Below are 24,348 nucleotides of genomic sequence, written 5' to 3'. Positions count from 1 at the left end.
CCGCGGAGGGGCGGCGCTCACCGGCAATACCGGACGGCGCTGAAAGGGGATATCGAGCGGCGCTGAGAGTGAATATCCCGCGGCGCTCAGAGGTCCGAATACTCATCGTGCTGCTCAACCTGTACGGGTGACGCCGGCCGGCAGTCACCGCCCCGCGAGGAGCCGCGACGCCACCACCGCGCCCGTGGCCAGCACCGCGAGGCCGGCCGCTGCGAGCGCGGCCGCGACCAGGTCGACGCCCTGCTCCAGCACGCCGCCGAGCGTCGCACCGATCGCGATGCCCGCGTTGAAGAACACGACCATGAGGGCGCTCGCCGTGGCTCGCAGCTCGGGCGAGGCGACGCCCAGGAGTCGCGATTGGAGCATCGCCGGCAGCCCCCCGATCGCGAGGCCCCAGGCGAGGATGCCGGCGATGACCGCCGTGGCGCTCTGCGCGGCCACACCCAGCGCGGCGAGCGCCACGGCGAACAGTGCCGACATCAGCACGAGGGACGCCACGGGCCAGCGGTCGGCCGTGAGCGCCGCGATCACGATGCCGGCGATGCCCGCGGCGCCGAAGCCGAAGAGGAGCGGGCTGATCCACGAAGCGGGCAGGCCCGCGACATCCGTCAGGTATGGCGCGATATAGGTGAACAGCGTGAAGCTCGCCGCGGAGGTGAGGAGGCAGGCGATCGCGGCGGCGAGCACCGGGCGGAACGAGCGATCGCGACGGCGCTCGCGGGAGGGAGCCGGACGCGCGGCGGGCCGACGCGGGAGGCGGCGCTGGATCACGATGGCGACTGCGGCGAGAACTGCGGCGAGGCCGCCGAAGACGAGCCGCCAGTCCGCCGCCTGCCCCACGAGCGTGCCGAACGGGATGCCGACGACCGTGGCCCCGGAGGCGCCGGCGCTCACGACGGCGACCGTCCGACCCGAGACACGCGGGTCGACGAGCGAGGTCGCATACACCATCACGATGGACCAGAACGCGCCGTGCGCCACGGCGGCGACGATGCGCACGCCGAGCGCGACCTCGAAGGTCGGCGCGAGCGCGGTGGCCACGTTGGCGATCGCCATCACCGCCAGCGCGGCGACGATGAGCATTCGGCGGTCGACGCGGGCGGCCAGGCGCACCACCGGCAGGCTCGACACGATGATGGTGGCCGACCACAGCGAGACGAGCAGCCCGATCTGCGCGGCGGAGACGTCGAACTCGGCGCTCATCGCGGGGAGCAGCCCCGCTGGGATCATCTCGACCGTGACGGTGGCGAACACGGCGAACGCCAGCACGATGAGCGTGAACCAGGGGGTGCGGGTCGCCGCGGAGGCCGCGGGGAGGGCGGTTGTCTGTGACATACCGCGAGGCTAAACTCTGACATCTATGTGAAGGTCAAGTGCGGGGAGAGCGCATGCGAATCGGCGAGCTGTCGCGACGAACCGGAGTTCCGACCCGGATGCTGCGGTACTACGAGGAGCAGGGGCTCCTTGCCTCGGAGCGCCGGCCCAACGGCTACCGCGACTACCCCGAGGCGGTCGTCACGGACGTCGAGCAGATCCGCGGCCTGATCTCCTCCGGGTTGACGACGCGGGTCATCCGGCTGCTGCTCGGCATGGAGGGCGTCGAGGGGGAGGAGCTCGCGCGCACGTGCTCGCGAAACCTCGCCGAGAGCCTCGCCGAGGAGCTCGCCGTACTCGAGGCCAAGATCGGATGCCTCACGCGCAGCCGCGACACCGTGCGCGAGTTCCTCGCCCGCAGCCGGCACGCCGAGGTGCTCGGCGACGCCCACGTCGTGCTCGCGCCGCACGCGGCCGACCGACCGTGACCCGGTGGAGCGGGCATCAGCCGACCGTCAGGTCCTCCTCGTACGCCGAGACGGCCTCGGGCGGCTCCGGCAGCACGACGAGACCCGTCGTCGAGCTCGCGGCGAGCGCGAGCTCCTCCAGCCACGTGCGGTTCAGGCGCGGCCGCCGGTTGCCGTGGTAGACGAACTCGAGGGGCGTCTGCGGGCTGATCCAGACCGTGACCGTGTGCACGTCGTCGCTCCACGTGAACGGGAAGCTCTCCTGCCGGCGGAGCTTGTTCACCACGATCACCTGCAGGTGCGCGAGGGTGCGATCGTCGAATTCCGCAGTGCGGTCGTGGTCGTAGACCAGTGTTCCCATTCCGTCCGTCCCGTTGGATCTCCGGTGGGTTTCCGCAGGGAAGCGGGCCGGGTCGAGTCATCTTCACCGGCTGGACGGATTTGCGGGAGGGTCTTGACTTCGGGCGGTTGCATCCGGGCGAGATCACCCTGGACGTCATGCGGTCGGGGCATCCGATACGTCCGTCGGCGTCAGGATCCGTCGCGGTACCTGAGTACCGCGAGCACCTGCCGGCGGGCGTCGGAATCGACCGGCAGCCGTCTCGACCGGCCGCGCGGCCGGACCGCCCGTCAGTCCCAGTCGACCGCGTGCATCCACCCGGCGATGTAGGCGCGCTCGTTCGGACCGAGCCGCACGCCCATGCGGGGCACGGGCGAGTCGTCGAGCTCGCAGAGCTCGAAGATGCGTCGCACCACCATGGCGCGCAGCGGAGCGTCGAGGTTCTCGAGCACCTCGCGCTGGAGCGGGCGCTCGAGCATCGGCCACCAGAGGCCGACGGGCGGGAGCCCGTGCCGGTGTCGAGGGCGGTCGTCGTGCGCCGGTTCGATGAGGGAGGTCATTGTGCCGGCTCCTCGGTCGTCTCGCCCGTCTGCGGGTCGCGGATCACGACGTGCTCGTCGGGGTCGGCCTCGTGCTCGGCCCGCTGGTGCTGCTCGGCGGCGTCGACCGCGTCATCGAGTTCGTCCGCCGCGCTCGGATCGGTGGGGTTCGGATCGGTCATCGGTGCGCTCCTCGTCTCACGGCCGACCGCGACAGCGACATCGGCCCATCACGTACCGTAGGTCGCCGCCCCGTCGAGGGGCAGGGGATTGACCGCCCCGGGTCGGGGTGCTACCCCGGCCCGGTATGCTCGCCGTCTCAATCGAGCACGTCGGCGAGGTCGTAGGCGACAGGCCGGTCGAGCTGCGCGAACGTGCACGAGTGCGGTTCCCGGTCGGGTCGCCAACGCTCGAACTGCACGGTGTGCCGGAAGCGCAGGCCCTCGAGCTGGTCGTACCGCACCTCCATCACGAGCTCGGGGCGCAGGCGCACGAACGAGACATCCTTGCTCGAGGCGAAGCGGCTCCGGTCGGTCTCGCCGGTGAGTGCCGCGCCGGCCTCGTCGCGTTCGACGTGGGGCGCGAGCTCGTCGACGAGCTGCTGTCGCCGCGCGTCGCTGAACGCCGAGACGCCGCCGACGTTGCGCAGCTGCCCGTCCTCGTCGTAGAGGCCGAGGAGGATCGAACCGACGCCGCTCCCCGAGGTGTGCACCCGGTATCCGATCGCGACGACGTCGGCGGTGCGGCGGTGCTTGGCCTTCAGCATCACGCGCTTGCCCGGCGAATACGGCGCGGCCAGCGGCTTCGCCATGACGCCGTCGAGTCCGGCGCCCTCGAACTCGGTGAACCAGCGCCTGGCGAGGTCGACGTCGTCGGTGATCCGGGTGATGTGGATCGGATGCCCGAGCCCCTCCACGAGGGTCTCGAGTGCGGCGCGTCGCACCGAGAACGGCTCGTCGACGAGCGAGCGGCCGCCGAGCTCGAGCAGGTCGAACGCCACGAACATCGCCGGCGTCTCGCGCGCGAGCAGCTCCACGCGACTGGCCGCCGGGTGGATGCGCTGCGTGAGCGCCTCCCAGTCGAGCTTCGCCCCACCGGATGCCTCGGCGCTCACGACGATCTCGCCGTCGAGCACGCACGGCTCCGGCAGGAGCCGCGTGAACGCCTCGACGAGCTCGGGGAAGTAGCGGGTGAGCGGCTTCGCGCCGCGGCTGCCGATCTCGACGTGCTCGCCGTCGAACGCGACGATGCCGCGGAAGCCGTCCCACTTCGGTTCGTAGACGAGCCCGCCCGGCACCGAGTCGGGGTCGGGCACCGAGGGCACGGCCTTGGCGAGCATGGGAGCGACGGTGGGCTCTGGCGCCATGCGACCACGATAGGCCCCGGATGCCGCATGCGGCGAGGCATCCGCTCGATGCGTGCCGTCCGCTACAGCACGGTGCGCAGCCCCGCCGACAGGGCGGTGTGGTGCTCGAACACCAGGTTGGTCTCGGTGAGCGCGACGGCGGGGTTGGCCGAGAGGTTCTTCAGCACGAACTGGCGTACGTGCTCGCTGTCGCGCACGCGCACGTGGATGAGGAAGTCCTCGGAGCCGCCGAGGAAGAAGAGCTGGGCGACCTCGGGCTGCGTGCGCAGCTCGTCGGAGATCTGCTCCATGAGGTGGCGGGCGCCGGGGCGGATGCGCACGCTCACGAGCGCCTGCAGCGTGAACCCGAGCGCGAGCGGGTTGATCTCGGCGGTGTACCGCGTGATGACGCCGCGCTCGCGGAGCGATCGCACGCGCGCGAGGCACGTCGACGGGGAGACGCCGACGGCCCGTGCGAGGTCGACGTTCGGGATGCGGGCGTTCTCGTGCAGGAGCGCGATGATCTGCCGGTCGATCGCGTCGAGCGCCATCGGTCCGGATGGCACTCCGGATGCCCCGGCGGAGCTCCCGCCGTCGGGTGCACCGCCGGGTGTCCGGCCGCCCGCGGCCTCGCTGATCTGCGGCAGATCGCCCATGGCGGGCCTCCCTCTCGAATGGATGCAACGAACTCCGGCAGTCTACCGAATTCTGTGCGGTTGCTCTTTGCGTTCGGCGAACAACCGGCGACGATGGAATCACACATCCACACAGCATTCGGAGTCCACCATGCGCATCGGCGTGCCTGCAGAGAGCAAGAACAACGAATTCCGCGTCGCGATGACGCCCGCGGGCGCGCACGCACTCGCCCACCGCGGCCACCACGTCGCGATCCAGGCGGGCGCCGGTGTGGGCGCCGGCTACCTCGACGCCGAGTACGCCGCGGCCGGCGCGACCATCGTCGAGACCGCCGCCGAGGCGTGGTCGGCCGAGCTCGTCATGAAGGTCAAGGAACCCATCGCGAGCGAGTACGGCTTCCTCCGCGAGGACCTCACGCTCTTCACGTACCTGCATCTCGCGGCTGACCTGCCGCTCACGCGGGCGCTCCTCGACTCGGGCGCGACGGCCATCGCGTACGAGACCGTTCAACTGCCCGATCGGTCGCTGCCACTGCTCACCCCCATGAGCGAGGTCGCCGGCCGGCTCGCGCCCCAGGTCGGCGCCGCCGAGCTGCACGCGTCGAAGGGCGGCCGCGGCGTGCTCCTCGCCGGCGTGCCCGGCACGAGCCCCGCGAAGGTCGTCGTCATCGGCGGCGGCGTCGCCGGGGAGCAGGCCGCTGCGACCGCGATGGGCCTCGGTGCCGACGTGACGGTCATGGACATCTCGTTGCCGAAGCTGCGTGAGATCGACGCACGCTACGACCACCGCATCAAGACGCTCGCGTCATCGCCCTATGAGATCGCCCGCCAGCTGCGCGACGCCGACCTCGTGATCGGTGCCGTGCTCGTGCCGGGGGCGGCCGCCCCGAAGGTCGTGACCGACGAGATGGTCTCCACGATGAAGCCGGGCGCGGTGCTCGTCGACATCGCGATCGACCAGGGCGGCTGCTTCGAGGGCTCGCGGTCCACGACGCATGCCGAGCCGACCTTCCGCGTGCACGACGCCATCTTCTACTGCGTGGCGAACATGCCCGGCGCCGTGCCGGCGACGTCGACGCCCGCGCTCACGAACGCCACCCTCCCGTACGCACTCAAGATCGCCGACCTCGGCTGGGAGCAGGCGCTCGCCGCCGATCCCGCGCTCGCGCTGGGTCTGAACGTCACGGCCGGCCGACTCGTCAACGACGGCGTCGCCCGCGCGCACGGCATGGAACTGCAGGCGGCGCGCTGACGCGCTCCGCTCCGACGACGACGGCCAGGGTCTCCCGCAGGGGACCTGGTCCGTCGGCGGTGCTCGGTATCGGGCGCCGTTCGCTCAGGAGAGCGTGAGGAAGAGCTTCTCGAGCTCCTCGACGGTCATGCGATTGGGGTCGTCGGCAGCGCCGGTCGGCTCGGCGAGGCACTCGCGCATGGCGTTGGAGATGATCGCGAAGCCGGCCTTGTCGAGTGCGCTCGAGACGGCGGACAGCTGCGTCACGACGGTGCGGCAGTCGCCGCCCGCCTCGACGGCGTCGATGACCGCGTTGAGCTGGCCGCGTGCGCGCTTCAGCCGGTTGAGGATGCGCCGCTCCGCGTCATCGGTCGGCGTGGTGGGGGACTCGATGGTGGTCATGCTGCGCCCCCGAGGGTGACGGGCAGGCCGTCGCCGTACCAGCGGGTGATGCCGCCGTCGATGTTCACGGCGTCGATGCCCTCGGACTCGAGGTACTGCGTGGCGCGCGCACTGCGGCCTCCGGCGTGGCACATGACATAGACGATGTGGTCGCGGGGCACATCGCCGAGGCGTGCGGGAAGCGTGCCGAGCGGGATGTGGTGCGTGCCTGGGACGCTCGCCTGCGCGACCTCGTCGTGCTCGCGGACGTCGATGATGTAGGCGTCGCCGATGGCGTGGGCGTCGGCGGGGGAGATGGACTGCATCGCGGGTGCCTCCTGGATCGGACGGTGGCCGGTGATCGATTGTACGTGCGGGAGCGTTGCGATATGCTGACGCATACCCCAAGGGTATCAAGATACCCTTGGGGTATCAAACCGCCGGTCGATGCGGCGATGCTCCCGGTCGATGCGGCGATGCTCCCGGGAATCCGAGCGAATCAACGTATGGTGTCGGTGTGTGGCGGCTCGATCGGGATCATGACGAGGGGGGCATCCTCCGTTCCGAGACGGATGCCGCGGCCGAACGACTCACCCCGAAGCCCATGCGCACCGACATCACGAGCCCCGAAGGCCTGAGCCTCGGCGATCCCGAACTCGTCGCCGGCAACGTCGCGGAGCCCACGTGGCGGCGCTGGCAGGGCGAGCTCGCCGCGGTCGGCGGGCGCTCTCCGCTCGTGCGGTTCGACGACACGTCGCGCACCCGCATCGAGCTCTCCACGACGCATCCGGGTGGTCTGCCCCAGTTCATCACCGGCAAGTCGACCCTGCTCTCGAGCCTCATCCGGGACGAGCTCGCGCTGCGCAACGCCCGGCTCGCCGCCGCCGAGATCACGCAGAAGGGCATCGAGCTGCGTTCGGTGCGCGGCATCGAATCGGTGCACCTGGCCATCGGCCTCGCGTCGTGGCGCAACGCCGGCGAGGAGTACCTGGCCCCCGTGCTGCTCCGGCCCCTCGCGATCCGCCGGTACGGCCGGGACTTCGAACTGAAGCTCAAGGGCCAGCCGTTCCTCAATCCCGCGCTCGCCCGCGAGCTCCGCGAGCAGTTCCGCATCACACTCGACGCCGAGGCGTTCGTCGCGCTCGCCATCACGAACGGCGTGTTCAAGCCGCAGCCGGTCATCGACCGGCTGCGTGGGCTCACCTCGCACCTGCCGTGGTTCCACGTGGCGCCACGGCTCGTGGTCTCCTCCTTCGCCGAGGTCGGGCCGGCGATGGCGGCGGATGTCGCGCGCCTCGACCATCCCGTCATCGACGCGATCGCCGGCAATCCGGCCGCGCGGGCCGCGCTGGCCGAGCAGCACGAACCCGTCCGGCCGGTGCCGCAGGACGAGCGACCGCCGTCGACCGACACGCTCCTGCTCGACGCCGATCCCGAGCAGGAGCGGGTGATCGCCCAGATCGAGTCCGGATCCTCGCTCGTCGTCAAGACCCTCCCCGGCACGGGCGGCACGCAGACGATCGTCAACGCCATCGGCGCGCTCGTCGCGAAGGACAAGCGCGTGCTCGTGGTCGGCGCCCGTCGGGCGAGCCTCGACGGCATCGCCCACCGGCTCGGGCAGGTCGGCCTCGGTGGCTCCGCCGTGACGACGGCAACGCTGCGCCGAGACCTCATCCAGGCCATCTCGCGTAACGAGAAGGCCGAACGGCCGCGTGTCGCCGACGTCGACGACGCCCTCGTGCGGCTCCGCAAGGTGCTGCTCGACTACCGCTCGGCGCTCACGCGACGCGACCCCGAGCTCCGGGTGTCGGTGCTCGACGCCCTGGGCGAGCTCGCGCGGCTCGCGCTGAAGCGCGACGCCCCCTCGACCACGGCGCGTCTCGACCGCGGGCCGCTCGTCGCGCTCGCCGAGGGCCGCGACCTCGTCGCCCGCGACCTCGCGAGGGCGGCCGAACTGGGCGAGTTCCGCTACGGGCCCGGCGACTCGCCCTGGTACGGCGCCTCGTTCACCTCCTCCGACGAGGCGATCCACGCGCACGAGCTCGCCAAGCGCTTGAGCGGCGCCGAGCTGCCCCGGCTCCTCGAGCGCGGCCGCGCCCTCATCGCCCAGACGCGACTGCGGCCGTTCGAGTCCGTCGCCGAGCTCGGCGTGTTCCTGCGGCTGCTCCTCGACGTGCGCGAGACGCTCGACCGCTTCGTGCCGTCGGTGTACGACCGCCCGTTGGGCGAGCTCATCGCCGCGACCAGCGCCCGGCGGGACTCGCCCGGCATGTCGGGCTCCAACCGCCGTCGGCTGCGCCGGCTCGCCCTCGAGTACGTGCGGCCGGGCGTGCACGTCACCGACCTCAACGCCGCGCTCCGAGGCATCCAGCAGCAGCGCACGCTGTGGCAGCGGTACTCGGAGGCCGGCGCCATCCCCGGCGTGCCCGTCGGCATCGACGACGTGTACGTCGCGTACCGCACGGTCGCCACCGACCTCGACGCGCTCGACGCGCCCCTCGGCGTGGTGGCGACGCCGCGCCAGCTGGCCGCGCGCCCGGTGCGCGAGCTGGAGGCCACCCTCGCGGGACTCGCCGCCGAGTCCGAGGTGCTCATGAACCTCCAGGAGCGCAGCGCGGTGCTCTCCCGGCTGCGCGACCTGGGTCTCGACCCGCTCCTCGTCGACCTCGCGAAGCGCCACGTGCCCGAGCGGGCCGTCGCCGACGAGCTCGAGCTGGCGTGGTGGCAGTCGGTGCTCGAGCTCATGCTCGCGAGCGACAAGGCGCTGCTCGGGGCCAACACGACCGTGCTCGACCGGCTCGAGTCCGACTTCCGGCTCGTCGATGAGGCGCACGCCTCGGCGGCCGGTCCCCAGCTCGCGTGGCATCTCGCGGAGAATTGGAAGGTCGGGCTGGTCGATCATCCCGGCGAGGCGGAGCGCCTGAAGCGGATGCTGCGGGGCGACCGAGTGCGCCCGGCGGCCCTGCACCAGGACACACCGCAACTCTTCCGCGCCCTCGCGCCGGTGTGGCTCGCGTCGCCGTACGAGGTGCCCGAGATCGACGACGGTATCGTGTTCGACGCGGTGGTCCTCGTCGACGCGGGCTCGACGACCATCGCCGAGAACCTCGGCGCCATCCGGCGTGCCCGCCAGGTCGTCGCGTTCGGCGACCCCGTCACGCAGACGCCCACGCTGTTCGAGACCGGCATCGACGACACCGATGCGCCGCCGGCGAGCGTGACCGACCACGGGGTCGACGCGCTGCACGCCGACTCCGCGCTCGCGCGACTCGGGGAGCTGCTGCCGACGCTCACCCTCACGCGAAGCTACCGCGCTGGGGGCGAGGACCTCGCCGAGCTCGTGAACCGCCGGTTCTACGCGGGTCGCATCCAGTCCCTGCCCTGGGCGGGCAGCTTCCTCGGGCACGGCAGCCTTGGGCTGCACTACGTGCGCGGCAACGGGCTGCCCGACGCCGTGACGGGCACCGTCGAGTCGATCGACTCCGAGGTCGCGAAGGTCGTCGAGCTCGTCATGGAGCACGCGGTCAAGCGCCCCCGCGAGTCGCTCATGGTCATCACGGCGAGTGCGCGGCACGCCGCACGAGTGCACCAGGCGGTGCTTGCGGCGTTCGCCAAGCGCACCGACCTCTCCGACTTCATCCTCAAGGACCGCGCGGAGCCGTTCACGGTGCTCACGCTCGAGCAGGCGGTCGCGCAGAGCCGTGACCGGGTCATATTCTCGGTCGGCTACGGCCGCACGCCGCATGGGCGGCTCCTCTCGAACTTCGGCGCGCTGGGCGAGCCCGGCGGCGATCGGCTGCTCGCGGTCGCCATGACCCGCGCCCGTCGGTCGATGGACCTCGTGTCGGCGTTCCGCCCGGAGGACATCGACGAGGAGCGGCAGTCGCACGGCGTGCTCGCCTTGGCGGCGATCCTCTCGCAGACCGAGGAGCGCGCCGCCGAGGAGGACGCGCGCCCGACCGGCGAGTCGATGCTCGACGATCTCGCGGCGCGGCTCGAGCGCCGGGGCATCCGGGTCAGCGTCGGCCATCGCGGCCGGCTCGCGCTGGCCGCCGCCCACGCGGGCAAGGCCGTCGTCGTCGAGACCGACGAGGCGTTCACGGGGCTCAGCCTGCGCGAATCGCTTCGCCTCCGGCCCGACGTGCTGCGCCGGCTCGGCTGGCACTACCTGCGCGTGCACAGCTTCGAGCTGTTCGGCAACCCCGAGGCGGTCGCCGCGCGGGTCGCTGCACTGCTGGGCAAACCCGAGACGCAGCGATCGGCGGATGCCGCGGCCGCGGGTCGATGACCGAGGAACCGCGCCAGCGCGTCGAACGCGCCCCCGGCCGCGCGCGGCGCGCGAAGCTCACGCCCGCGCCGGGTTCCGATCCGTCGCCCGAGGCGCCGGTCGCCGACGACGAGGCGCCGGCGAATCGGGGCCGCGCGAACCCCGACGACGACCGCCTCACCCGCGACCGGCCGCCGCACTGGAAGCAGACCTAGGCGGAGGGCTGCTGACCGCTGCGGCCGAGCTCGCCGAGATGCGTGTGTTGGAAGCGGTCGGTGTGCTTCAGCCCGAAGCCGAGCCGGCGGTCGGCGGCGATATGAAATTCCCAGGCGATCGCGACGAGACCGAGGACAGGCTGTGTGAGGAGGAACCCGAGCAGCCCAAGGAGCGCCGGAGCCGCGTACGAGTTCCGTCGTCGGGCACGGCGCGGCGCGCTACGGCCCCCTCGGCAAGGATTCGGGCTTCAGCCTTCAAGGTCGGTCCGTCCGTCGAGCACGGCGGCGGTGATCGCCGCGGCATCGGTCACGATCGTCGCGTCCCGGGCGGCGCGAGCGAGAACGAGGGCGCCCTCCAGGTTGGCGACGGCCCAGCGGGCGAGGCGGGCGGCCTCGACGGCGGATCGGCCTTCCGCGATGAGGCGGTCGGCGAGGGGTGCCGCCCAGCTCGCGAAGGCGGCGTTCGCGACCTGGGCGATCGGCTCCGAGGTGCCGGCGAGCTCGAGCGCCAGCGTGGCGACCGGGCAGCCGAGCGCGAACCCGGAGTCTCGGAGGTCTCTCGCCTGCCCCGCGGCGATCGCGGTCACGAGCGCGCCGGCGGACGGCGTGATGGCGGCCGCATGCTCGATGCGCTGCAGTACCCGCTCGCCGCTGAAGGTGAGCGACTGGACCGCAAGTTGCTCCTTGCCGTCTGGGAAGTAGTGGTAGAACGAGCCCTTCGGCGCGCCACTGACGGCGAGGATCTGCTCGAGTCCGGTCGCCGCATAGCCCTGGCGGCGAAACAGATCGGCAGCGGTCGCGATCGCGTCGTGGCGGGCGCTGGTGGTCCTCGGCATCCTGGCTCCTCCTTGCGGTGCGCTCCGAAACATTCTATAGTGAACGCCATATTATGGCGATCGCCATAGAACGAGGAAGGAATCACCATGCCGTACGCCACCATTCATGTCCCCGCCGACTCGCTCGACGCCGAACGGAAGGCCGAGCTCATCGCCCGGGTCACCGACGCCATCGTCGAGGCCGAGCGCACCGAGCGCGTCCGCCCCTACGTCTACGTCGTCATCGACGAGACGAACCGCGACGGCTACGGCCTCGGCGGCACCCCGATCGACATCACGCTCGAGCGGGCGGCCCGGGGTTGACCATCCACGGGCGAACTGCCCTCGTCACCGGGTCGACCTCCGGCATCGGGCGGGCGGCGGCGGAGACGCTGGCCGCCCGCGGCGCCCGGGTCATCATCACCGGCCGCGACCCGGCGAAGGCGGAGGCCGTCGTCGCCGGGATCGTCAGCGCCGGCGGGTCCGCGAGCGCCGTTATCGCGGACCTCGCGGACCCGGAGGGGTTTGCCGTGCTCGCCGGACTCGACGACGTCGACATCCTCGTCAACAACGCCGGCTACTACCGCTTCGTCCCGACCTCGATGACTGATGCGACCCTGTTCGAAGCGCTCTCCGGTGCCAACCTTCGCGCACCGTTCTTCCTCGGCCAGGCACTCATCCCGCGAATGATCGAGCGCGGCGGCGGCAGCGTCGTCAACGTCTCGACCGTCGCTGCGCGGGTCGGCACCGCCACCTCGGCCGCGTACGGCGCGTCCAAGGCCGGGCTGGAGTCACTCACCCGTGCCTGGGCGGCCGAGTTCGGCCCCAGCGGGGTGCGCGTCAATGCCGTCGCCGCCGGGCCGACGCACACCCCCGGCACGGACGCATTCCTACCGGTGCTCGAAGCGCTCACCGCTGCGACGCCGGCCGGACGGCCGCTGCGCCCCGAGGAAGTCGCGGACGCGATCGCCTACCTCGCCGAAGCCGACTACCTGCACGGCGCGAGCCTCGTCGTCGACGGCGGCGCAAGCGCCGTCGCGCCATCGCGATGACCCGGAGCGAGCGGATCGTCTCGTCCGGGCCCGTGGATCGGGGACGACCGCCACGGGATGGCTCCCGCGGCGTCGTCATCGAGGGCTCGACGGAGAGCGTCGTGAAGCGTTCGCCGCTCGCGCCGGGTCCGATGGCCCCGAAGATGCGGTCGGTGACCTCGGCGGATGCGGAGCAGCCGATCTGGTGGTGGGGCCGCAGCGTCCGCACCATGACCCCGGCGAGGCGGGCGAGTTCACGGCTCCGCATGCAGCACCCCGGATCGGGCGGCGGCGGCGACAACGCGGTCGGCGCGCTCGCGTTCGAGCCGGGCGTGAATCGACTGGGCACCGGCATCCAGGCTGCTGTTGACGAGGGTGTCACGCAGGTGAAGAACCGGCGCGGGTCTTCTCGTCGGTCATGGCCGGTGACGATCGCGGTCGACGCGAGTGGGGTTCGAGCCCGGCCTCGCCGTGCTCCCGGTAGCGGGCGAGGAGCACATGCACCCATTGCCGCCCGACCCCGATGCGTGCCGCTGCCTCGGTCACGCTCAGCCCGCCGTTGACGATCGAGAGGACGATGACCCGATTCTGATTCCGAATCGCCATGCATCATCGTCGACCTGTCGTCGATGTCCTGACACATCACCAATGTCGTGGATGTCTCGACACATCCGTCGTTGATGTCCTGAAACCACACACTGTCAGTCCGACCGATGTCATGTGTCGGGACATCCTTCCGGGATGTGTCGAGACATCGTTCACGATTCCCTCTTCTTCGGAAGGTGGCTCTGGCCGTTTCGACGCCGGCGTCCACCGAATACGCAGTCGCCTCCCAGATCGGAGGAACCGAAGGTTCATCCGGCTGTCACGCGACCGACATATCCTGCCCGCATCATTGACGTAGCACTGGCGGCCCTACCTGCCCACGACGGTCGTGTCTCGAGCCGTCGCGACGCCGTCGTCGTGCCCCGAATCGCTGGATCCGGCCGCGTCGACGAGATGCGAACGAGCACACGGAGCCGCCCATGGGCCGACGCGTCGCCCCGCTCTCACCTACCAACCCCTCGACTGAAACCCCATCGTCCGCCGCCCGGCTGATGGCGCGTCCGGCGGGCACCGGGCATCCGCTCGACGAATCGGGCGCCCGCACGCGCCGCACGGCCGGCGGCGAGCAATCCCCCGTGATGATCCTCCTCGTACTCGTCTCGACGATCGGCATCCTCGCGTACGGCGCCTTCCTCCTGAACCCGGCGAACCGCGGCGACGCGCTGCCGTACACGATGGTGATCATCGCCGAGACCATTCTCGTCTTCCATGCGCTGCTCGCAATGTGGACGATCCTCTCGGGCGGGCAGGATCCGCGCGACTTCCAGATGCACAAGGCGCAGAACCTGCTGTTCGACCTGCCGGGGTCGGCACCGGGTTATCGTGTCGGCACGGAGAGCCTGCCGGCCCGGGAGTGGCCGATGTACCTCCACGGCGCGAAGGTGACGGTCGACGTCTTCATCACGGTGTACGGCGAGGATCCCGCGAAAATCCGGCAGACCCTGCGAGCGGCGGTCGCCCTTGTCGGCAAGCACCGCACGTGGGTACTCGACGACGGGCGTTCCGACGAGGTGCGCGACATCGCGGCGGCTGCGGGTGCCGCCTACGTTCGACGCCTCAGTAGCAACGGCGCGAAGGCGGGAAACGTGAACCACGCGCTCTCGCTCGCGAAGGGCGAGTTCTTCGCGATCTTCGACGCCGACTTCGTGCCGGATGCGCGGTTCCTGGTCGAGACCATCCCGTTCTTCACCGACGAGCGCGTCGCCTTCGTGCAGACGCCGCAGGCGTACGGCAACCTGCACACGACGATCGCGCGTGGCGCCGCCTACATGCAGGCTGTGTTCTACCGGTTCATCCAGCCCGGGCGGAACCGCTTCAACGCCGCCTTCTGCGTGGGCACCAACGTGGTGTTCCGTCGTTCGGCGATCGACGAGGTGGGCGGCATCAGCACGGATTCGAAGTCCGAGGACGTGTGGACCTCGCTGCACCTGCACGAGCGGGGCTGGCGCAGTATCTTCATCCCCGAGGTGCTGGCAGTCGGCGACGCCCCCGAGACGGTCGAGGCGTACAGCAAGCAGCAGCTGCGCTGGGCGACGGGCGGCTTCGAGATCCTGCTGACCCACAATCCGCTCAGCCCTCGTCGCCGGCTCACGATGGACCAGCGGCTGCAATACCTCGTGACGGCCTCGTTCTACCTGACGGGCATCTGCCCGCTCCTGCTCCTCCTCGTGCCGCCGCTCGAGATCTACTTCGACTTGCGGCCGATGAACCTCACGATCACCGTGCTCACCTGGGCGCTGTACTACAGCGGGTTCTACGTGATGCAGATCCTGCTCGCCTGGTACACGCTCGGCTCGTTCCGGTGGGAGACCCTCACGCTCGCGACCGTCTCGTTCCCGATCTACACGAAGGCGCTCGCGAACGTGATCTCGGGCAAGGACGAGGGGTGGCACGTGACGGGCTCGGGCTCGCATCGGTCGCCCTTCAACTTCATCGTGCCGCAGGTGCTGTTCTTCGTCTTCCTCGCCGCGACGTCGTTGGTCGGTGTCTGGCGCGACGTCGACAACGGAGTGTTCACGTTGGCGACGGCGTGGAACGCGACGAACACCGCGATCCTTGGCGCGTTCGTCGCGACCGCGTGGCGCGAGGCGCGACGCCTGCGTCATCCGGCGCCTGAGATCGCGACCACGGATGCTCCTGCGCCGCCGTCCGAGCCGATCACGGTCGTCGCCCGTCCCATCGGAGCCCGCCCATGACGTGGGCGAATCGGCTCCGTCTCCTCGGCGGCCTCGTCGTGGTGTTCGCGATCGTGGCGGTGTTCACGTTCGTCTTCGCCCAACGGCAGTCGCACGCGACGAGCTCGAGCGCGACGATCGTGGCCCAGAGCTACCCTGTCGGCACCGACTACGGCGGGTTCGTCGTCGAGCAGTACGTCGACGAGGGCGATGAGGTGCGACGTGGCGACCCGATCGTGGCGGTGCGGAGCCTTCAATTGCAGCGCGACCTCGCGGCGGGCATCGTCACGGCGAGCACGGTCGCGACCGCCGCGACCGCGGCAGGGGTCGACGACGACGGCACGATGACGCTGACCGCGACCGTGAACGGCATCGTGAGCGACGTCGCGGTGGCGCAGGGCGGATTCGCGCAGGCGGGCGGAGTGGTGGCCGTCGTCGAGCGGTCGGATTCGCTCTTCGTCGAAGCGGAGTTCCTGCTCAGTGCACGCGATTACGGGCGCATCGAGGATGCGGCACCGGTCGAGCTGCTGCTTCCGAATCAGCGCATCCTACGCGGGCACGTCGAGTCGGTCGACGTGGAGACCGTGCTGGGCGAGGCGAAGTCCACGCTCCGGGTGGTGAGCGACGAGCTCGTCGACGGCGAGTCCAGCCACCTGATCGCCGACGGCACGCCCGTCGTCGCGACGCTGACCTTACGCGACGACGGCCCGTTCGCCGGGGCCGTCGACATGCTGTCGGACTTCATCCGGAAGATCGGGCTCTGACGTGCGCACGCGCATCCGGCGCGCGACGGTCGCCGCGGCGATCGCGGCCGGGCTGGCGGTCGTGCTGAGCGGATGCCTCGCCAGCTCGCCGGGTGACGCCCCCGACGCCGCGGCGACCCGCCCGGCCATCGCGGCGCTGCCCGAACGCGAGGTCGCCCCGCCAACGCCCATGCGTCTCGCCGATGGACTCGTGCCCCCCACGAACCGGTGGTTCTCGGGTCTCGTGTTCGGCGACGCGCCGCAGCCGGTGTTCCCGTTCCCGCTCGGCTTCGCCCTCACCGACGCGGGATTCGCGTTCGGGCTCGCCCGCGTCGACGCGACTGCGACCACGATCTTCGGCGGAATGAACGCCGCCGTCACGGTCGACGCGGCCGCCGTCGATGCCATCGTGAGCGGCTACGACGCCGTGTCGGTGACGATCACACTGTTCGACGGCGCCGGCGCCGAGGTCGGCACCGTCTCGATCGCAGAGGGCCGGCCCGATGTGACGTTCACGGCGACGGCGACGGTGGCGCTCCGTTCCGCCGAGGTGTTCACGGAATCCGGTGGAGGTGCGGATGCGGCGTGGCACGCCGAGGTCGCCGGCACCGAGTACGGGCTCATCGCACCCGCGGGAGCGATCGGGGGCGATGGACGAACGGTCCACCTTGCGGTGGGCGAAACGGCGCAGTGGTTCGCGACACCCGAGGGCACGGAGGTCACGACCTTCGCAGACGCGGTCGGGGTGCCCGGCGAGCGCGTCGACGTCGTACACGCCGCCGACGGCGACTCGGTGACGACACGACTCGACTACGGCGGCACGGCGGTCGTCGCGCCGGCGGGTGTCACGATGTCGACCTCGTGCGAGCTCGGGTCCTTCGACACGGTGTACGGCCCCGCGGCCGTCTGTGCGGGTGGGGTGCTCGAGTGGGAGGTGCCGCGGGTCGAGGCATCCGCCGCCCTCGACCTCGACGGCATCGACGACACGACCCGTCAGCGGATCGCCGCGGCGGCGGCCGCCGACCTCGCGGCGACACCCCCGCCCCCCGCCGACACGTACTTCGGCGGCAAGTGGATGTACCGGCTCGCGAACCTCGCCCTCGTGGCGCGAGCGGTGGGGTCCCACGACGTCGCGGCGGGCGCCGGGCGGCGCCTCGTCGACGAGTTGCGGCTGTGGACCGACCCGAAGGGCTGCGAGGAACGCGATCACCGCTGCTTCGTGTACGACCCAGTGCTGCGGGGTGTGGTCGGGCTCACGACGTCGTTCGGCTCGGAGGAGTTCAACGACCACCACTTCCACTACGGCTACCTCATCCACGCCGCCGCCGTCGCGGCGATGCTCGACCCGTCGCTCGCCGATGAGATCGCGCCCGTCGTCGACGCCGTCGTCGCGGACATCGCGTCACCGCTCGCCGACGACCTCTTCCCCGAACGCCGCCTGTTCGACCCCTACACCGGGCACTCGTGGGCGTCGGGATTCGCGCCGTTCGCCGACGGCAACAACCAGGAGTCGAGCTCCGAGGCGGCGATGGCGTGGAACGCCGTCGCGATCTGGTCGGCCGTGCGCGGCAGCGACGAGCTCGCCGCCGAAGCCGCTTGGATGCTCTCGGCCGAGTCGCACGCCGCACGCGCGCGCTGGCTCGAGCCCGACCTCTCGGGGTTCGACGGGTTCGCACACGAGATCACGTCGATCAACTGGGGCGGCAAGCGCGACTATGCGACGTGGTTCAGCGCCGAGCCGAATGCGATGCTCGGCATCCAGCTCATCCCGATGGGCCCGGTGTCGCTCACGATGGGCGGAGACGCCGATCGCATCCGCTCGGCAGTCGGGGAGGCGACGCCGAACGGCTTCGACGTGCAGTTCGGCGACTACCTGCTCATGTACCGCGCCCTCGCAGGGCGAGCGGATGCCTCGGCTGCCGCCGAGGTCGCGGCGACGCTTCCCGATTCCACCATCGACGACGCGAACTCGAGGGCCTACCTGCTCGCGTGGTTCGCGGCGGTCACGAAGGAGTGACGCTGCCGGATCGCCGGGGAACCCGCCCGAGCGCGAGGTGCGAGAGCGCCTGAGGGGTGTTGCACGCGTGGCGGCCGGCGCGCGGCTCCACCTGCTCGGTGAACGGGCCGAGGTCGCTGCGCCGGTCGGGGCGCGACGCAGCACCCGATCGCGGTATCGGCTCGTTCGTCGTTGCAGATCTCGACGTACGAGACGCGGGAGTAGTCGTCGATGACGGTGCGCCCGAACGCGGTACCGGTGCGCGGCTTGTGGTCCTTCCCGCGGGGCAAGCCCGGCGTGCTGAGCTTGTTCTTCGCGCCTTGCTGACGACCCACGAACCGGTGCCCGCTGCCATCGGGGATGTTGCCGAACTTGGTGACGCCGACGTGGATCATCGAGCCGGGATGGTCGTGCTCGTACCGGCGGGTCGGTTCCCCGGTGACCCGGTCGATGCGGCTGAGCCGGTTGATTCGGCACTGCCGGCCCCTCGTCCCGGAACCGAGACGCCCAATTCCGGGCCGTCGACCCGCTCCCTGCCCGTCCCGGGCACGACCTGAAGCAGGACTCGGAGTACATCCGCCATGGGACCCGCTCGACCTTCGTCTGGACAGAACCCCTCGCGGGCCGCCGCTGTGTTGTCGCCCGTCGGCTGCGAACCCGTGTCGACTGGGCGCACGAGATCGACCAGCTGCTCAGCATTGACTACCCCGACGCCGGGCGCGTCGTGCTCGTGATGGACAACCTCAACACCCACACCCTCAGGTCGCTCTATGAAGCATTCGACCCCGCCAAGGCCCGGGCGCTGGCCGAACGCCTCGAGATCCACTACACGCCCAAACACGGCTCCTGGCTCAACATCGCCGAGATCGAGCTGTCCCGACTGACCCGGCAATGCCTGGACCGTCGCATCGACGACCTCGACCTCCTCAACGTCGAACTCGCCGACTGGCAGACCGCGACCAACGACGACCAACGACAAGTCGACTGGCAATTCAGCACCAGCGACGCCCGCATCAAGCTCCGTCACCTATACCCAAACACTTAGCTGCGACGATCTACTAGTGTTCCGTCGGTATGCCTACGCGACGTTCGTCGACCCGGACGCGCCCGACGCCGAGCCGCCCGACGCCGAGCTGCCCGACGATGAGCTCGACGAGGATGAGCTCGACGAGGATGAGGACGAGCCGGCCGAGGACGAGCCCGACGAGGCATCCGACGCCGAACCGCCGCCGCTGCGCGAATCGGTGCGATAGAAACCCGACCCGTTGAACGTCACGCCGATCGTGTTGAACAGCTTTCGAAGCCGTCCTCCGCACACCTCGCACACCGTGAGTGCGTCGTCGGTGAAGGCCTGGTGGATGTCGAACGCGTTGTCGCATTCGGTGCAGCGGTACGAATAGGTGGGCATCTGACTCTTCCGGATCGACGGTGCGCCGTCAGAACGCGATGATCCGCGTGGGCGTCACGAGCCCGTTCACGGGCTGGTCGTGCACCTCGCGCGGAACCCGCTCGACGAATTCGCTGTCGAAGACGACGGCGTACACCGGAGGACATTTTCCCATCGAACCGAGGGTCTTGTCGAAATAGCCGCGTCCCCAGCCGAGCCGCATGCCCGTGGCGTCGACGGCGGCGGCCGGCACGACGATCAGGTCGACATCGTTGATCGCCATCGGCCCGAGCAGTTCGCCGCCCGGATGACTGGTGCCGAGCAGCCCCAGCTCCTCGGTCTGGTCCTCGCCGACCGTCCAGTCGAGCAGGCCGTCCTCGCGAGTCACCGGGAACAGCACTCGGATGCCCCTGGCCTCCGCCCAGTCCACGAACGGCCGGGTGTTCGGCTCGGTCGGCATCGAGAGATAGCACGACAGCGACTCGGCGCCCGTGGAGCCGACGAGCTCCTGCAGCCGGGAGGTGAAGCCCTCGGCGGCCAGCTCGCGCTCGTGCGGCGGCATGACCTGCCGTCGCTCTCGCAGCTCGGCGCGGAGGATGCGCTTCTGGACATCCGGATCGTCGGGCATGGGACACATCCTAGGACGGTCCGTCGAACGGAGCGGCACTGCGCCCGGTCGGGACATCCGGATACGCTGAGACGCATGACTCATCGGATCACCAAGGCCGTCATCCCCGCCGCGGGTCTCGGCACCAGGTTCCTCCCGGCGACCAAGGCGATGCCGAAGGAGATGCTCCCCGTCGTCGACAAGCCGGCCATCCAGTACGTCGTGGAGGAAGCCGTTCGCGCGGGCCTGACCGATGTCCTCATGATCACAGGGCGCAACAAGAACGCGCTCGAGAACCACTTCGACCGGGTCGCCGAGCTCGAGGCCACGCTCGAGGCGAAGGGCGACACCGCGAAGCTCGAGAAGGTCACCGAGTCCACCGACATGGCCGACATGCACTACGTGCGCCAGGGCGACCCGCGCGGCCTCGGGCATGCGGTGCTGCGGGCGCGGATGCACGTCAACGACGAGCCGTTCGCGGTGCTCCTCGGCGACGACATCATCGACGAACGTGACGTGCTCCTCACGCGAATGCTCGAGGAGCAGGTTCGGCGTGACGCGTCGATCGTCGCGCTCCTCGAGGTGGATCCCGACCAGATCCACCTCTACGGTGCCGCCGCCATCGAGCCGACCGACGATCCCGACGTGGTGCGCATCACGGGGCTCGTCGAGAAGCCGTCGAAGGATGTCGCCCCGTCGAACTACGCGGTCATCGGCCGCTACGTGCTGAAGCCGGAGGTGTTCGACATCCTCGCGCGCACCGAACCGGGCAAAGGCGGCGAGATCCAGCTCACCGACGCGCTCATGGAGATGGCGCACGACGTCGAGGGCACGGGCGGCGTGTACGGGGTGGTCTTCCGCGGCCGCCGCTACGACACGGGCGACAAGCTCGACTACATCAAGGCCGTGATCCAGCTGGCAGCGGGCCGCGAGGACCTCGGCCCCGAGCTGAAGCCCTGGCTCGTGCAGTACGTCGCCGGACTCGACCGGACCTGAGTTGGCGCCCGCGACGATCCCCACGTTGCGTGACGGGGACGTCACGCTCCGGCCGATCCGTGCGCGCGACGCGAAGGCCCTCGAGCGCGTGCTCCTCGACAACCGGGGGTGGCTGCGCCAGTGGGAGGCCACGTACCCGGGCGGCGGGACGGTCATCGACGCACGCGCGAGCATCCGCAACCTGCTCGCGCACGCGCGCAGCGGTCACGCGCTGCCGTTCGTCATCGAAGTCGACGGCGAGCTCGTCGGCCAGCTGAACGTCTCGTCGATCACGTTCGGCTCGCTCTCCTCGGCGACCATCGGCTACTGGGTGGCGCAGTCGGTCGCCGGCCGGGGCATCACGCCGACGGCGGTCGCGCTCGCCACCGACTACTGCTTCTCGTCGTTGCGCCTGCACCGCATGGAGATCTGCATCCGGCCCGAGAACCACCCGTCGCTGCGCGTCGTCGAGAAGCTCGGCTTCCGGTACGAGGGACTCCGGCGCCGGTTCATCCACATCAACGGCGACTGGCGCGATCACTTCGCGTTCGCCCTCGTCGCCGAGGAGGTGCCGCGCGGGGTGCTTCGCCGTTGGCGGGAGGGTCGCGTCCCGGGGGACGCCGCGCGGGTGACCGCCGAGGACCGAGCGGCCGCCGCGTCCCCGCTGCGGCTCGCCGATCGCTGAACACGCGCGCGCGCAGCGGGGCCGCGGGCCCGGTGTGACCTAGCGTGGTCGCATGGACGTGATCGGCGGGGGAGTGCTCGTGGCGGCCGCCGCGGCGCTCTGGATCGCGTACCTCCTGCCGAGCTGGCTGCGGCGGCGCCAGTACCTCGCGACGGAGCGCAACGCCGTGCGGCTCCAGCAGACGCTCCGCATCCTCGCCGAGACCTCCGAGACCCCTGAACCGGTGCGCGTCGAGGCCACCGCCCGCGAGGTCTCGACGCAGCAGCGCATCCTGCACGAGCACGAGCAGGCGGTTCGCCTCGCGGCCGAGGCGGCCGAGCAGCTCGCCATCGCCGAACGCCGGGTCGCCGAGGAGGCGGCCGAGGCCGCACGTGAGATCGCGGCATCCGTTCGCGCTCCCGTCACCGAGCCCAATGCGGTGACGGCGCCGTGGGCGGATGCCCCGGCTGCATCGATGGCGGCGGATGTCGCGAGGGCGGATGCCGCGAGGGCGCGCCGAGCGCTGCGCCGCCGCCGTGGCCGCTTCTCGCTGCTGCTGCTCGCATCGCTCCTGACGGTGGTCGGCGGGCTCGTCGCCGGCCTCTTCGGGGCTTCGCTCGCCATTGCCATCGCCGGCGGCGGCGGTGCGGCCGGCATGGTCGTGGCGTTCGCCGGGCTGGTGCGTCTCGCGAGGGTGCGGGTGCCGCGGGTGACGGCGCCGATCGCGAAGCCCGACGCCGAGCCGTTCGAGCCGATCGACCTGTCCGAGCCGCAGCACGAGGACCAGGGTTGGATGCCGCAGCCGCTGCCGAAACCATTGCACCTGTCGCGCGGCACCATCGCGGCGATGGCCATGGCATCGATGGAGGAAGCGGCGGAGCTGAAGCGCGCGGCGGTCGACGCCGAGGTCGCACGTCGCGCCGACGAGCTTGCACCGCCGCTACCCTCGATCCCGGCGGCGGGGGCGCCGGCGACTCCTGCGGCACGGCGTGCCCAGGCGTCAGCCGAGCAGGCCGCGCCGGGCGCCGCCAGGGGTGCGCTCGCAGGCGCAAGCGAGCGCCGGAGTGTCGACCCGGCCAGCCCCTACGCGCGCATGGGCATCGTCGACGACGCGCGACCTGCGTTCGACGACCTCGACGCGGTGCTGCGCCGCCGCCGACAGGTCGGCTGACGCGCAGGGTGGTCCGGATCCCCGTCCGAGGGATGATAAGCTCATTGTCGCTCGGGCCCATGGCGCAGTTGGTAGCGCGTCTCGTTCGCAATGAGAAGGTCGGGGGTTCGAATCCCCCTGGGTCCACCATTTGGTCGATGTTTCATCCCCTGACACTCAAGATGTCGGGGGATGCGTCGTTCTCTGACCTCCCGCTGGAAACACTGTAGCTCCAGCGCCTGCGCGTGGGCGCGCGGATCGAGGAGCCGGTCGAACGGCTTGGCGTAGGTGGCGTCGATGCGGGGCGCGTCGTCGGGGTCGAGTTCGAATAGCAGGAAACAGTCCCTCGATCTCGGTGGCCGAAGAACCGTGGGATGTCAAGATCTCTTCCCCCGTCTGTTCGCCGTCAGATGATCGCGTTCGATCCCGCCGCTCTCGACGCACCGAGTGTGTCCGAGTTTCGCCGGTCCCTTGGTGTCAACCGTCCCTCGTTCTACAAGATCCGCGACCGACACCATTCTGAGGGCAACGCCGCGCTGAACCCGCGCTCGCGCGCCCCGGAACAGCCCGCACGCGTGTTCACGGACGACACCACCAAGGTCGTGCTCGGTATCCGTCGTCGCCTCAAGGGCAAGGGTTGGGATGCCGGACCGAAATCGATCTGGCATGCCGGTGTCGACGAGGCCGAGTTCCCGGGTTCAATTCCGTCGGTATCCACGATTGCGAGGATCCCCGCGGGTGCCGCGGGTAACACCGGGGTCGTTGACGCGAACCCTCGGAAGCGTCCCCGGTCGTCGTTTATCCGGTTCCAGCGAGCGGCAGCAATGGCGATGTGGCAGCTCGACGCGTTCGAGTACAAGCTCACGGACTCCGAGCGCACGAAGGTGACGGTGTATCAGCTCGTGGATGATTCGACCGGGTTCGATGTCGGCACTGCGGTGTTCCCGAGCCCGGAGAACGGGCAAGACGCGATCGCGACCGTCGGGGCGGCGATCGACGCCTACGGGGTGCTGCAGGAGTTGCTCAGCGATTATGCCGACCTGGGGATTATGCCGATGTCGGTGTGAGATCGCTGTGGCCGTGGGGGCGGGGGTCGGCATAATCCTGGTCGGCCGTGTTAAGACGACGCTTCTGGTAGCACCTGTGTAACGATCCGGTATGTCGAATCCTCCGTGTTCGTTTACAACCTCTCTCATCACTTCGTTTACAACCGATGCCGTCACTTTGCTGACGACCGCTCTCGCGAGTTCGTTGACACTCGATGGCATCACATCGTTGACAGGCCGGCGGCGTCGGGACTGCCAGGGCGAATGCGGGCGGTGTCGAGTCCCGGGTAGTGCTCAGCCTCGTACTCGCGGTGTTTTTGCAGCCAGCTCGGTTTCGGGTCGCGGATCCGGGCGCCGCGGACCTGCCACAGCAGGATCATCCGCCCGGTGTGCTGCTTGATTTCCAATGGGAGCGGGAAC

Annotated in this window: 26 protein-coding genes, 1 tRNA gene and 4 pseudogenes; 16 read left to right on the top strand and 15 right to left on the bottom strand. The window is 70.4% G+C overall.

Annotated elements, in window-relative coordinates:
• Positions 1-144 precede the first annotated feature (144 nt).
• Positions 145-1,335: an MFS transporter gene (locus IEX31_RS16990; protein ID WP_188744582.1), complete on the bottom strand. Its 1,191-nt coding sequence runs from the start codon at positions 1,333-1,335 to the stop codon at positions 145-147.
• A gap of 53 nt (positions 1,336-1,388) precedes the next feature.
• On the opposite strand from IEX31_RS16990, the gene IEX31_RS16985 reads away from it, so the two are divergent.
• Positions 1,389-1,802, top strand: a complete 414-nt coding sequence (locus IEX31_RS16985) for a MerR family transcriptional regulator (protein WP_188744581.1) — start codon at positions 1,389-1,391, stop codon at positions 1,800-1,802.
• A gap of 16 nt (positions 1,803-1,818) precedes the next feature.
• On the opposite strand, the gene IEX31_RS16980 is transcribed toward IEX31_RS16985, so the two are convergent.
• The 5 genes from IEX31_RS16980 to IEX31_RS16960 form a co-directional block, all read right to left on the bottom strand.
• The gene (locus IEX31_RS16980) at positions 1,819-2,142 is read right to left on the bottom strand and encodes a DUF7882 family protein (protein WP_188744580.1); all 324 of its coding nucleotides are present in this window, start codon (positions 2,140-2,142) and stop codon (positions 1,819-1,821) included.
• 269 nt (positions 2,143-2,411) lie between these two features.
• Complete coding sequence (locus tag IEX31_RS16975) at positions 2,412-2,681, bottom strand: hypothetical protein (RefSeq protein ID WP_188744579.1); 270 nt, start codon at positions 2,679-2,681, stop codon at positions 2,412-2,414.
• On the bottom strand, positions 2,678-2,842 hold the full coding sequence (locus IEX31_RS16970) for a hypothetical protein (protein ID WP_188744578.1): 165 nt from the start codon (positions 2,840-2,842) through the stop codon (positions 2,678-2,680). Before IEX31_RS16970 ends, IEX31_RS16975 begins: the two co-directional genes overlap by 4 nt.
• Positions 2,843-2,979: 137 nt before the next feature.
• Positions 2,980-4,026 carry an ATP-dependent DNA ligase gene (locus IEX31_RS16965; RefSeq protein WP_188744577.1) on the bottom strand — a complete coding sequence of 349 codons (1,047 nt, stop codon included), beginning with the start codon at positions 4,024-4,026 and terminating at the stop codon, positions 2,980-2,982.
• 62 nt (positions 4,027-4,088) lie between these two features.
• On the bottom strand, positions 4,089-4,661 hold the full coding sequence (locus IEX31_RS16960; RefSeq protein ID WP_229662456.1) for an Lrp/AsnC family transcriptional regulator: 573 nt from the start codon (positions 4,659-4,661) through the stop codon (positions 4,089-4,091).
• Between the two features lie 130 nt (positions 4,662-4,791).
• Between IEX31_RS16960 and ald the strand changes: the two genes are divergently transcribed.
• The gene (gene ald, locus IEX31_RS16955) at positions 4,792-5,892 is read left to right on the top strand and encodes an alanine dehydrogenase (protein ID WP_188744576.1); all 1,101 of its coding nucleotides are present in this window, start codon (positions 4,792-4,794) and stop codon (positions 5,890-5,892) included.
• Positions 5,893-5,976: 84 nt separating this feature from the next.
• Here the strand turns inward: ald and IEX31_RS16950 are convergent, their stop codons facing one another.
• Both IEX31_RS16950 and IEX31_RS16945 read right to left on the bottom strand, forming a co-directional pair.
• Positions 5,977-6,273 (bottom strand): metal-sensitive transcriptional regulator, encoded by a 297-nt coding sequence (locus IEX31_RS16950; RefSeq protein WP_188744575.1) that lies wholly within the window; start codon positions 6,271-6,273, stop codon positions 5,977-5,979.
• Entirely contained in the window at positions 6,270-6,578 is a 309-nt protein-coding gene (locus IEX31_RS16945; protein WP_188744574.1) for a rhodanese-like domain-containing protein, read from the bottom strand. Before IEX31_RS16945 ends, IEX31_RS16950 begins: the two co-directional genes overlap by 4 nt.
• 191 nt (positions 6,579-6,769) lie before the next feature.
• Between IEX31_RS16945 and IEX31_RS16940 the strand changes: the two genes are divergently transcribed.
• Entirely contained in the window at positions 6,770-10,540 is a 3,771-nt protein-coding gene (locus IEX31_RS16940) for an AAA family ATPase (RefSeq protein WP_373285543.1), read from the top strand.
• Positions 10,537-10,734: a hypothetical protein gene (locus tag IEX31_RS16935; protein WP_188744573.1), complete on the top strand. Its 198-nt coding sequence runs from the start codon at positions 10,537-10,539 to the stop codon at positions 10,732-10,734. Before IEX31_RS16940 ends, IEX31_RS16935 begins: the two co-directional genes overlap by 4 nt.
• On the opposite strand, the pseudogene IEX31_RS16930 reads toward IEX31_RS16935, so the two are convergent.
• Positions 10,731-10,913: pseudogene (locus IEX31_RS16930) on the bottom strand (DUF4260 family protein); the annotation flags it as partial. The gene IEX31_RS16935 and the pseudogene IEX31_RS16930 overlap by 4 nt on opposite strands.
• A 69-nt stretch (positions 10,914-10,982) precedes the next feature.
• Entirely contained in the window at positions 10,983-11,570 is a 588-nt protein-coding gene (locus IEX31_RS16925) for a TetR/AcrR family transcriptional regulator (RefSeq protein WP_188744572.1), read from the bottom strand.
• A gap of 87 nt (positions 11,571-11,657) precedes the next feature.
• On the opposite strand from IEX31_RS16925, the gene IEX31_RS16920 reads away from it, so the two are divergent.
• Together IEX31_RS16920 and IEX31_RS16915 are read left to right on the top strand one after the other, a co-directional pair.
• Complete coding sequence (locus tag IEX31_RS16920) at positions 11,658-11,873, top strand: tautomerase family protein (RefSeq protein WP_188744571.1); 216 nt, start codon at positions 11,658-11,660, stop codon at positions 11,871-11,873.
• On the top strand, positions 11,870-12,601 hold the full coding sequence (locus IEX31_RS16915) for an SDR family NAD(P)-dependent oxidoreductase (protein WP_229662455.1): 732 nt from the start codon (positions 11,870-11,872) through the stop codon (positions 12,599-12,601). The genes IEX31_RS16920 and IEX31_RS16915 overlap by 4 nt, the downstream gene beginning before the upstream one ends.
• A 357-nt stretch (positions 12,602-12,958) precedes the next feature.
• On the opposite strand, the gene IEX31_RS16910 is transcribed toward IEX31_RS16915, so the two are convergent.
• Positions 12,959-13,186: a helix-turn-helix domain-containing protein gene (locus IEX31_RS16910; RefSeq protein WP_188744570.1), complete on the bottom strand. Its 228-nt coding sequence runs from the start codon at positions 13,184-13,186 to the stop codon at positions 12,959-12,961.
• A 419-nt stretch (positions 13,187-13,605) separates the two neighbouring features.
• On the opposite strand from IEX31_RS16910, the gene IEX31_RS16905 reads away from it, so the two are divergent.
• From IEX31_RS16905 to IEX31_RS16895, 3 genes are read left to right on the top strand one after another with little or no spacing between them, the layout of a single operon-like run.
• Positions 13,606-15,381: a glycosyltransferase family 2 protein gene (locus IEX31_RS16905; protein ID WP_229662454.1), complete on the top strand. Its 1,776-nt coding sequence runs from the start codon at positions 13,606-13,608 to the stop codon at positions 15,379-15,381.
• Complete coding sequence (locus IEX31_RS16900; RefSeq protein ID WP_188744569.1) at positions 15,378-16,124, top strand: efflux RND transporter periplasmic adaptor subunit; 747 nt, start codon at positions 15,378-15,380, stop codon at positions 16,122-16,124. The genes IEX31_RS16905 and IEX31_RS16900 overlap by 4 nt, the downstream gene beginning before the upstream one ends.
• Before the next feature lies 1 nt (position 16,125).
• Positions 16,126-18,120 carry a glycosyl hydrolase gene (locus IEX31_RS16895; protein ID WP_188744568.1) on the top strand — a complete coding sequence of 665 codons (1,995 nt, stop codon included), beginning with the start codon at positions 16,126-16,128 and terminating at the stop codon, positions 18,118-18,120.
• A gap of 143 nt (positions 18,121-18,263) precedes the next feature.
• Here the strand turns inward: IEX31_RS16895 and IEX31_RS16890 are convergent.
• Positions 18,264-18,578, bottom strand: a pseudogene (locus tag IEX31_RS16890) (IS481 family transposase); the annotation flags it as partial.
• A 62-nt stretch (positions 18,579-18,640) separates the two neighbouring features.
• Here IEX31_RS16890 and IEX31_RS16885 point away from each other — a divergent pair.
• Positions 18,641-19,144 (top strand): annotated as a pseudogene (locus IEX31_RS16885) (transposase); the annotation flags it as partial.
• 16 nt (positions 19,145-19,160) lie between these two features.
• Positions 19,161-19,352 carry a hypothetical protein gene (locus tag IEX31_RS19480; protein ID WP_308423558.1) on the top strand — a complete coding sequence of 64 codons (192 nt, stop codon included), beginning with the start codon at positions 19,161-19,163 and terminating at the stop codon, positions 19,350-19,352.
• A 14-nt stretch (positions 19,353-19,366) separates the two neighbouring features.
• Here IEX31_RS19480 and IEX31_RS19475 read toward each other — a convergent pair.
• Together IEX31_RS19475 and IEX31_RS16875 are read right to left on the bottom strand one after the other, a co-directional pair.
• Positions 19,367-19,507: pseudogene (locus tag IEX31_RS19475) on the bottom strand (FmdB family zinc ribbon protein); the annotation flags it as partial.
• 28 nt (positions 19,508-19,535) lie between these two features.
• Complete coding sequence (locus tag IEX31_RS16875; protein WP_188744566.1) at positions 19,536-20,114, bottom strand: 5-formyltetrahydrofolate cyclo-ligase; 579 nt, start codon at positions 20,112-20,114, stop codon at positions 19,536-19,538.
• A 75-nt stretch (positions 20,115-20,189) separates the two neighbouring features.
• On the opposite strand from IEX31_RS16875, the gene galU reads away from it, so the two are divergent.
• The 5 genes from galU (at position 20,190) to IEX31_RS16850 (ending at position 23,949) form a co-directional block, all read left to right on the top strand.
• The gene (galU, locus tag IEX31_RS16870; RefSeq protein ID WP_188744565.1) at positions 20,190-21,089 is read left to right on the top strand and encodes a UTP--glucose-1-phosphate uridylyltransferase GalU; all 900 of its coding nucleotides are present in this window, start codon (positions 20,190-20,192) and stop codon (positions 21,087-21,089) included.
• Positions 21,090-21,105: 16 nt separating this feature from the next.
• A complete protein-coding gene (locus IEX31_RS16865) occupies positions 21,106-21,753 on the top strand; it encodes a GNAT family N-acetyltransferase (RefSeq protein WP_229662457.1) in 648 nt (215 codons plus the stop codon).
• Between the two features lie 52 nt (positions 21,754-21,805).
• The gene (locus tag IEX31_RS16860; protein WP_188744563.1) at positions 21,806-22,903 is read left to right on the top strand and encodes a hypothetical protein; all 1,098 of its coding nucleotides are present in this window, start codon (positions 21,806-21,808) and stop codon (positions 22,901-22,903) included.
• A 53-nt stretch (positions 22,904-22,956) separates the two neighbouring features.
• A tRNA-Ala gene (locus tag IEX31_RS16855) sits at positions 22,957-23,032 on the top strand.
• Between the two features lie 260 nt (positions 23,033-23,292).
• Entirely contained in the window at positions 23,293-23,949 is a 657-nt protein-coding gene (locus IEX31_RS16850; protein ID WP_188744562.1) for a hypothetical protein, read from the top strand.
• Positions 23,950-24,149: 200 nt separating this feature from the next.
• Here the strand turns inward: IEX31_RS16850 and IEX31_RS16845 are convergent.
• The coding region (locus tag IEX31_RS16845) for a hypothetical protein (RefSeq protein WP_229662453.1) at positions 24,150-24,348 on the bottom strand (199 nt) is incomplete at its 5' end.

The sequence above is a fragment of the Agromyces bauzanensis genome (genome assembly GCF_014645655.1).
Taxonomy (GTDB): Bacteria; Actinomycetota; Actinomycetes; order Actinomycetales; family Microbacteriaceae; genus Agromyces; species Agromyces bauzanensis.
This window is presented reverse-complemented; position numbering and strand designations above follow the sequence as displayed.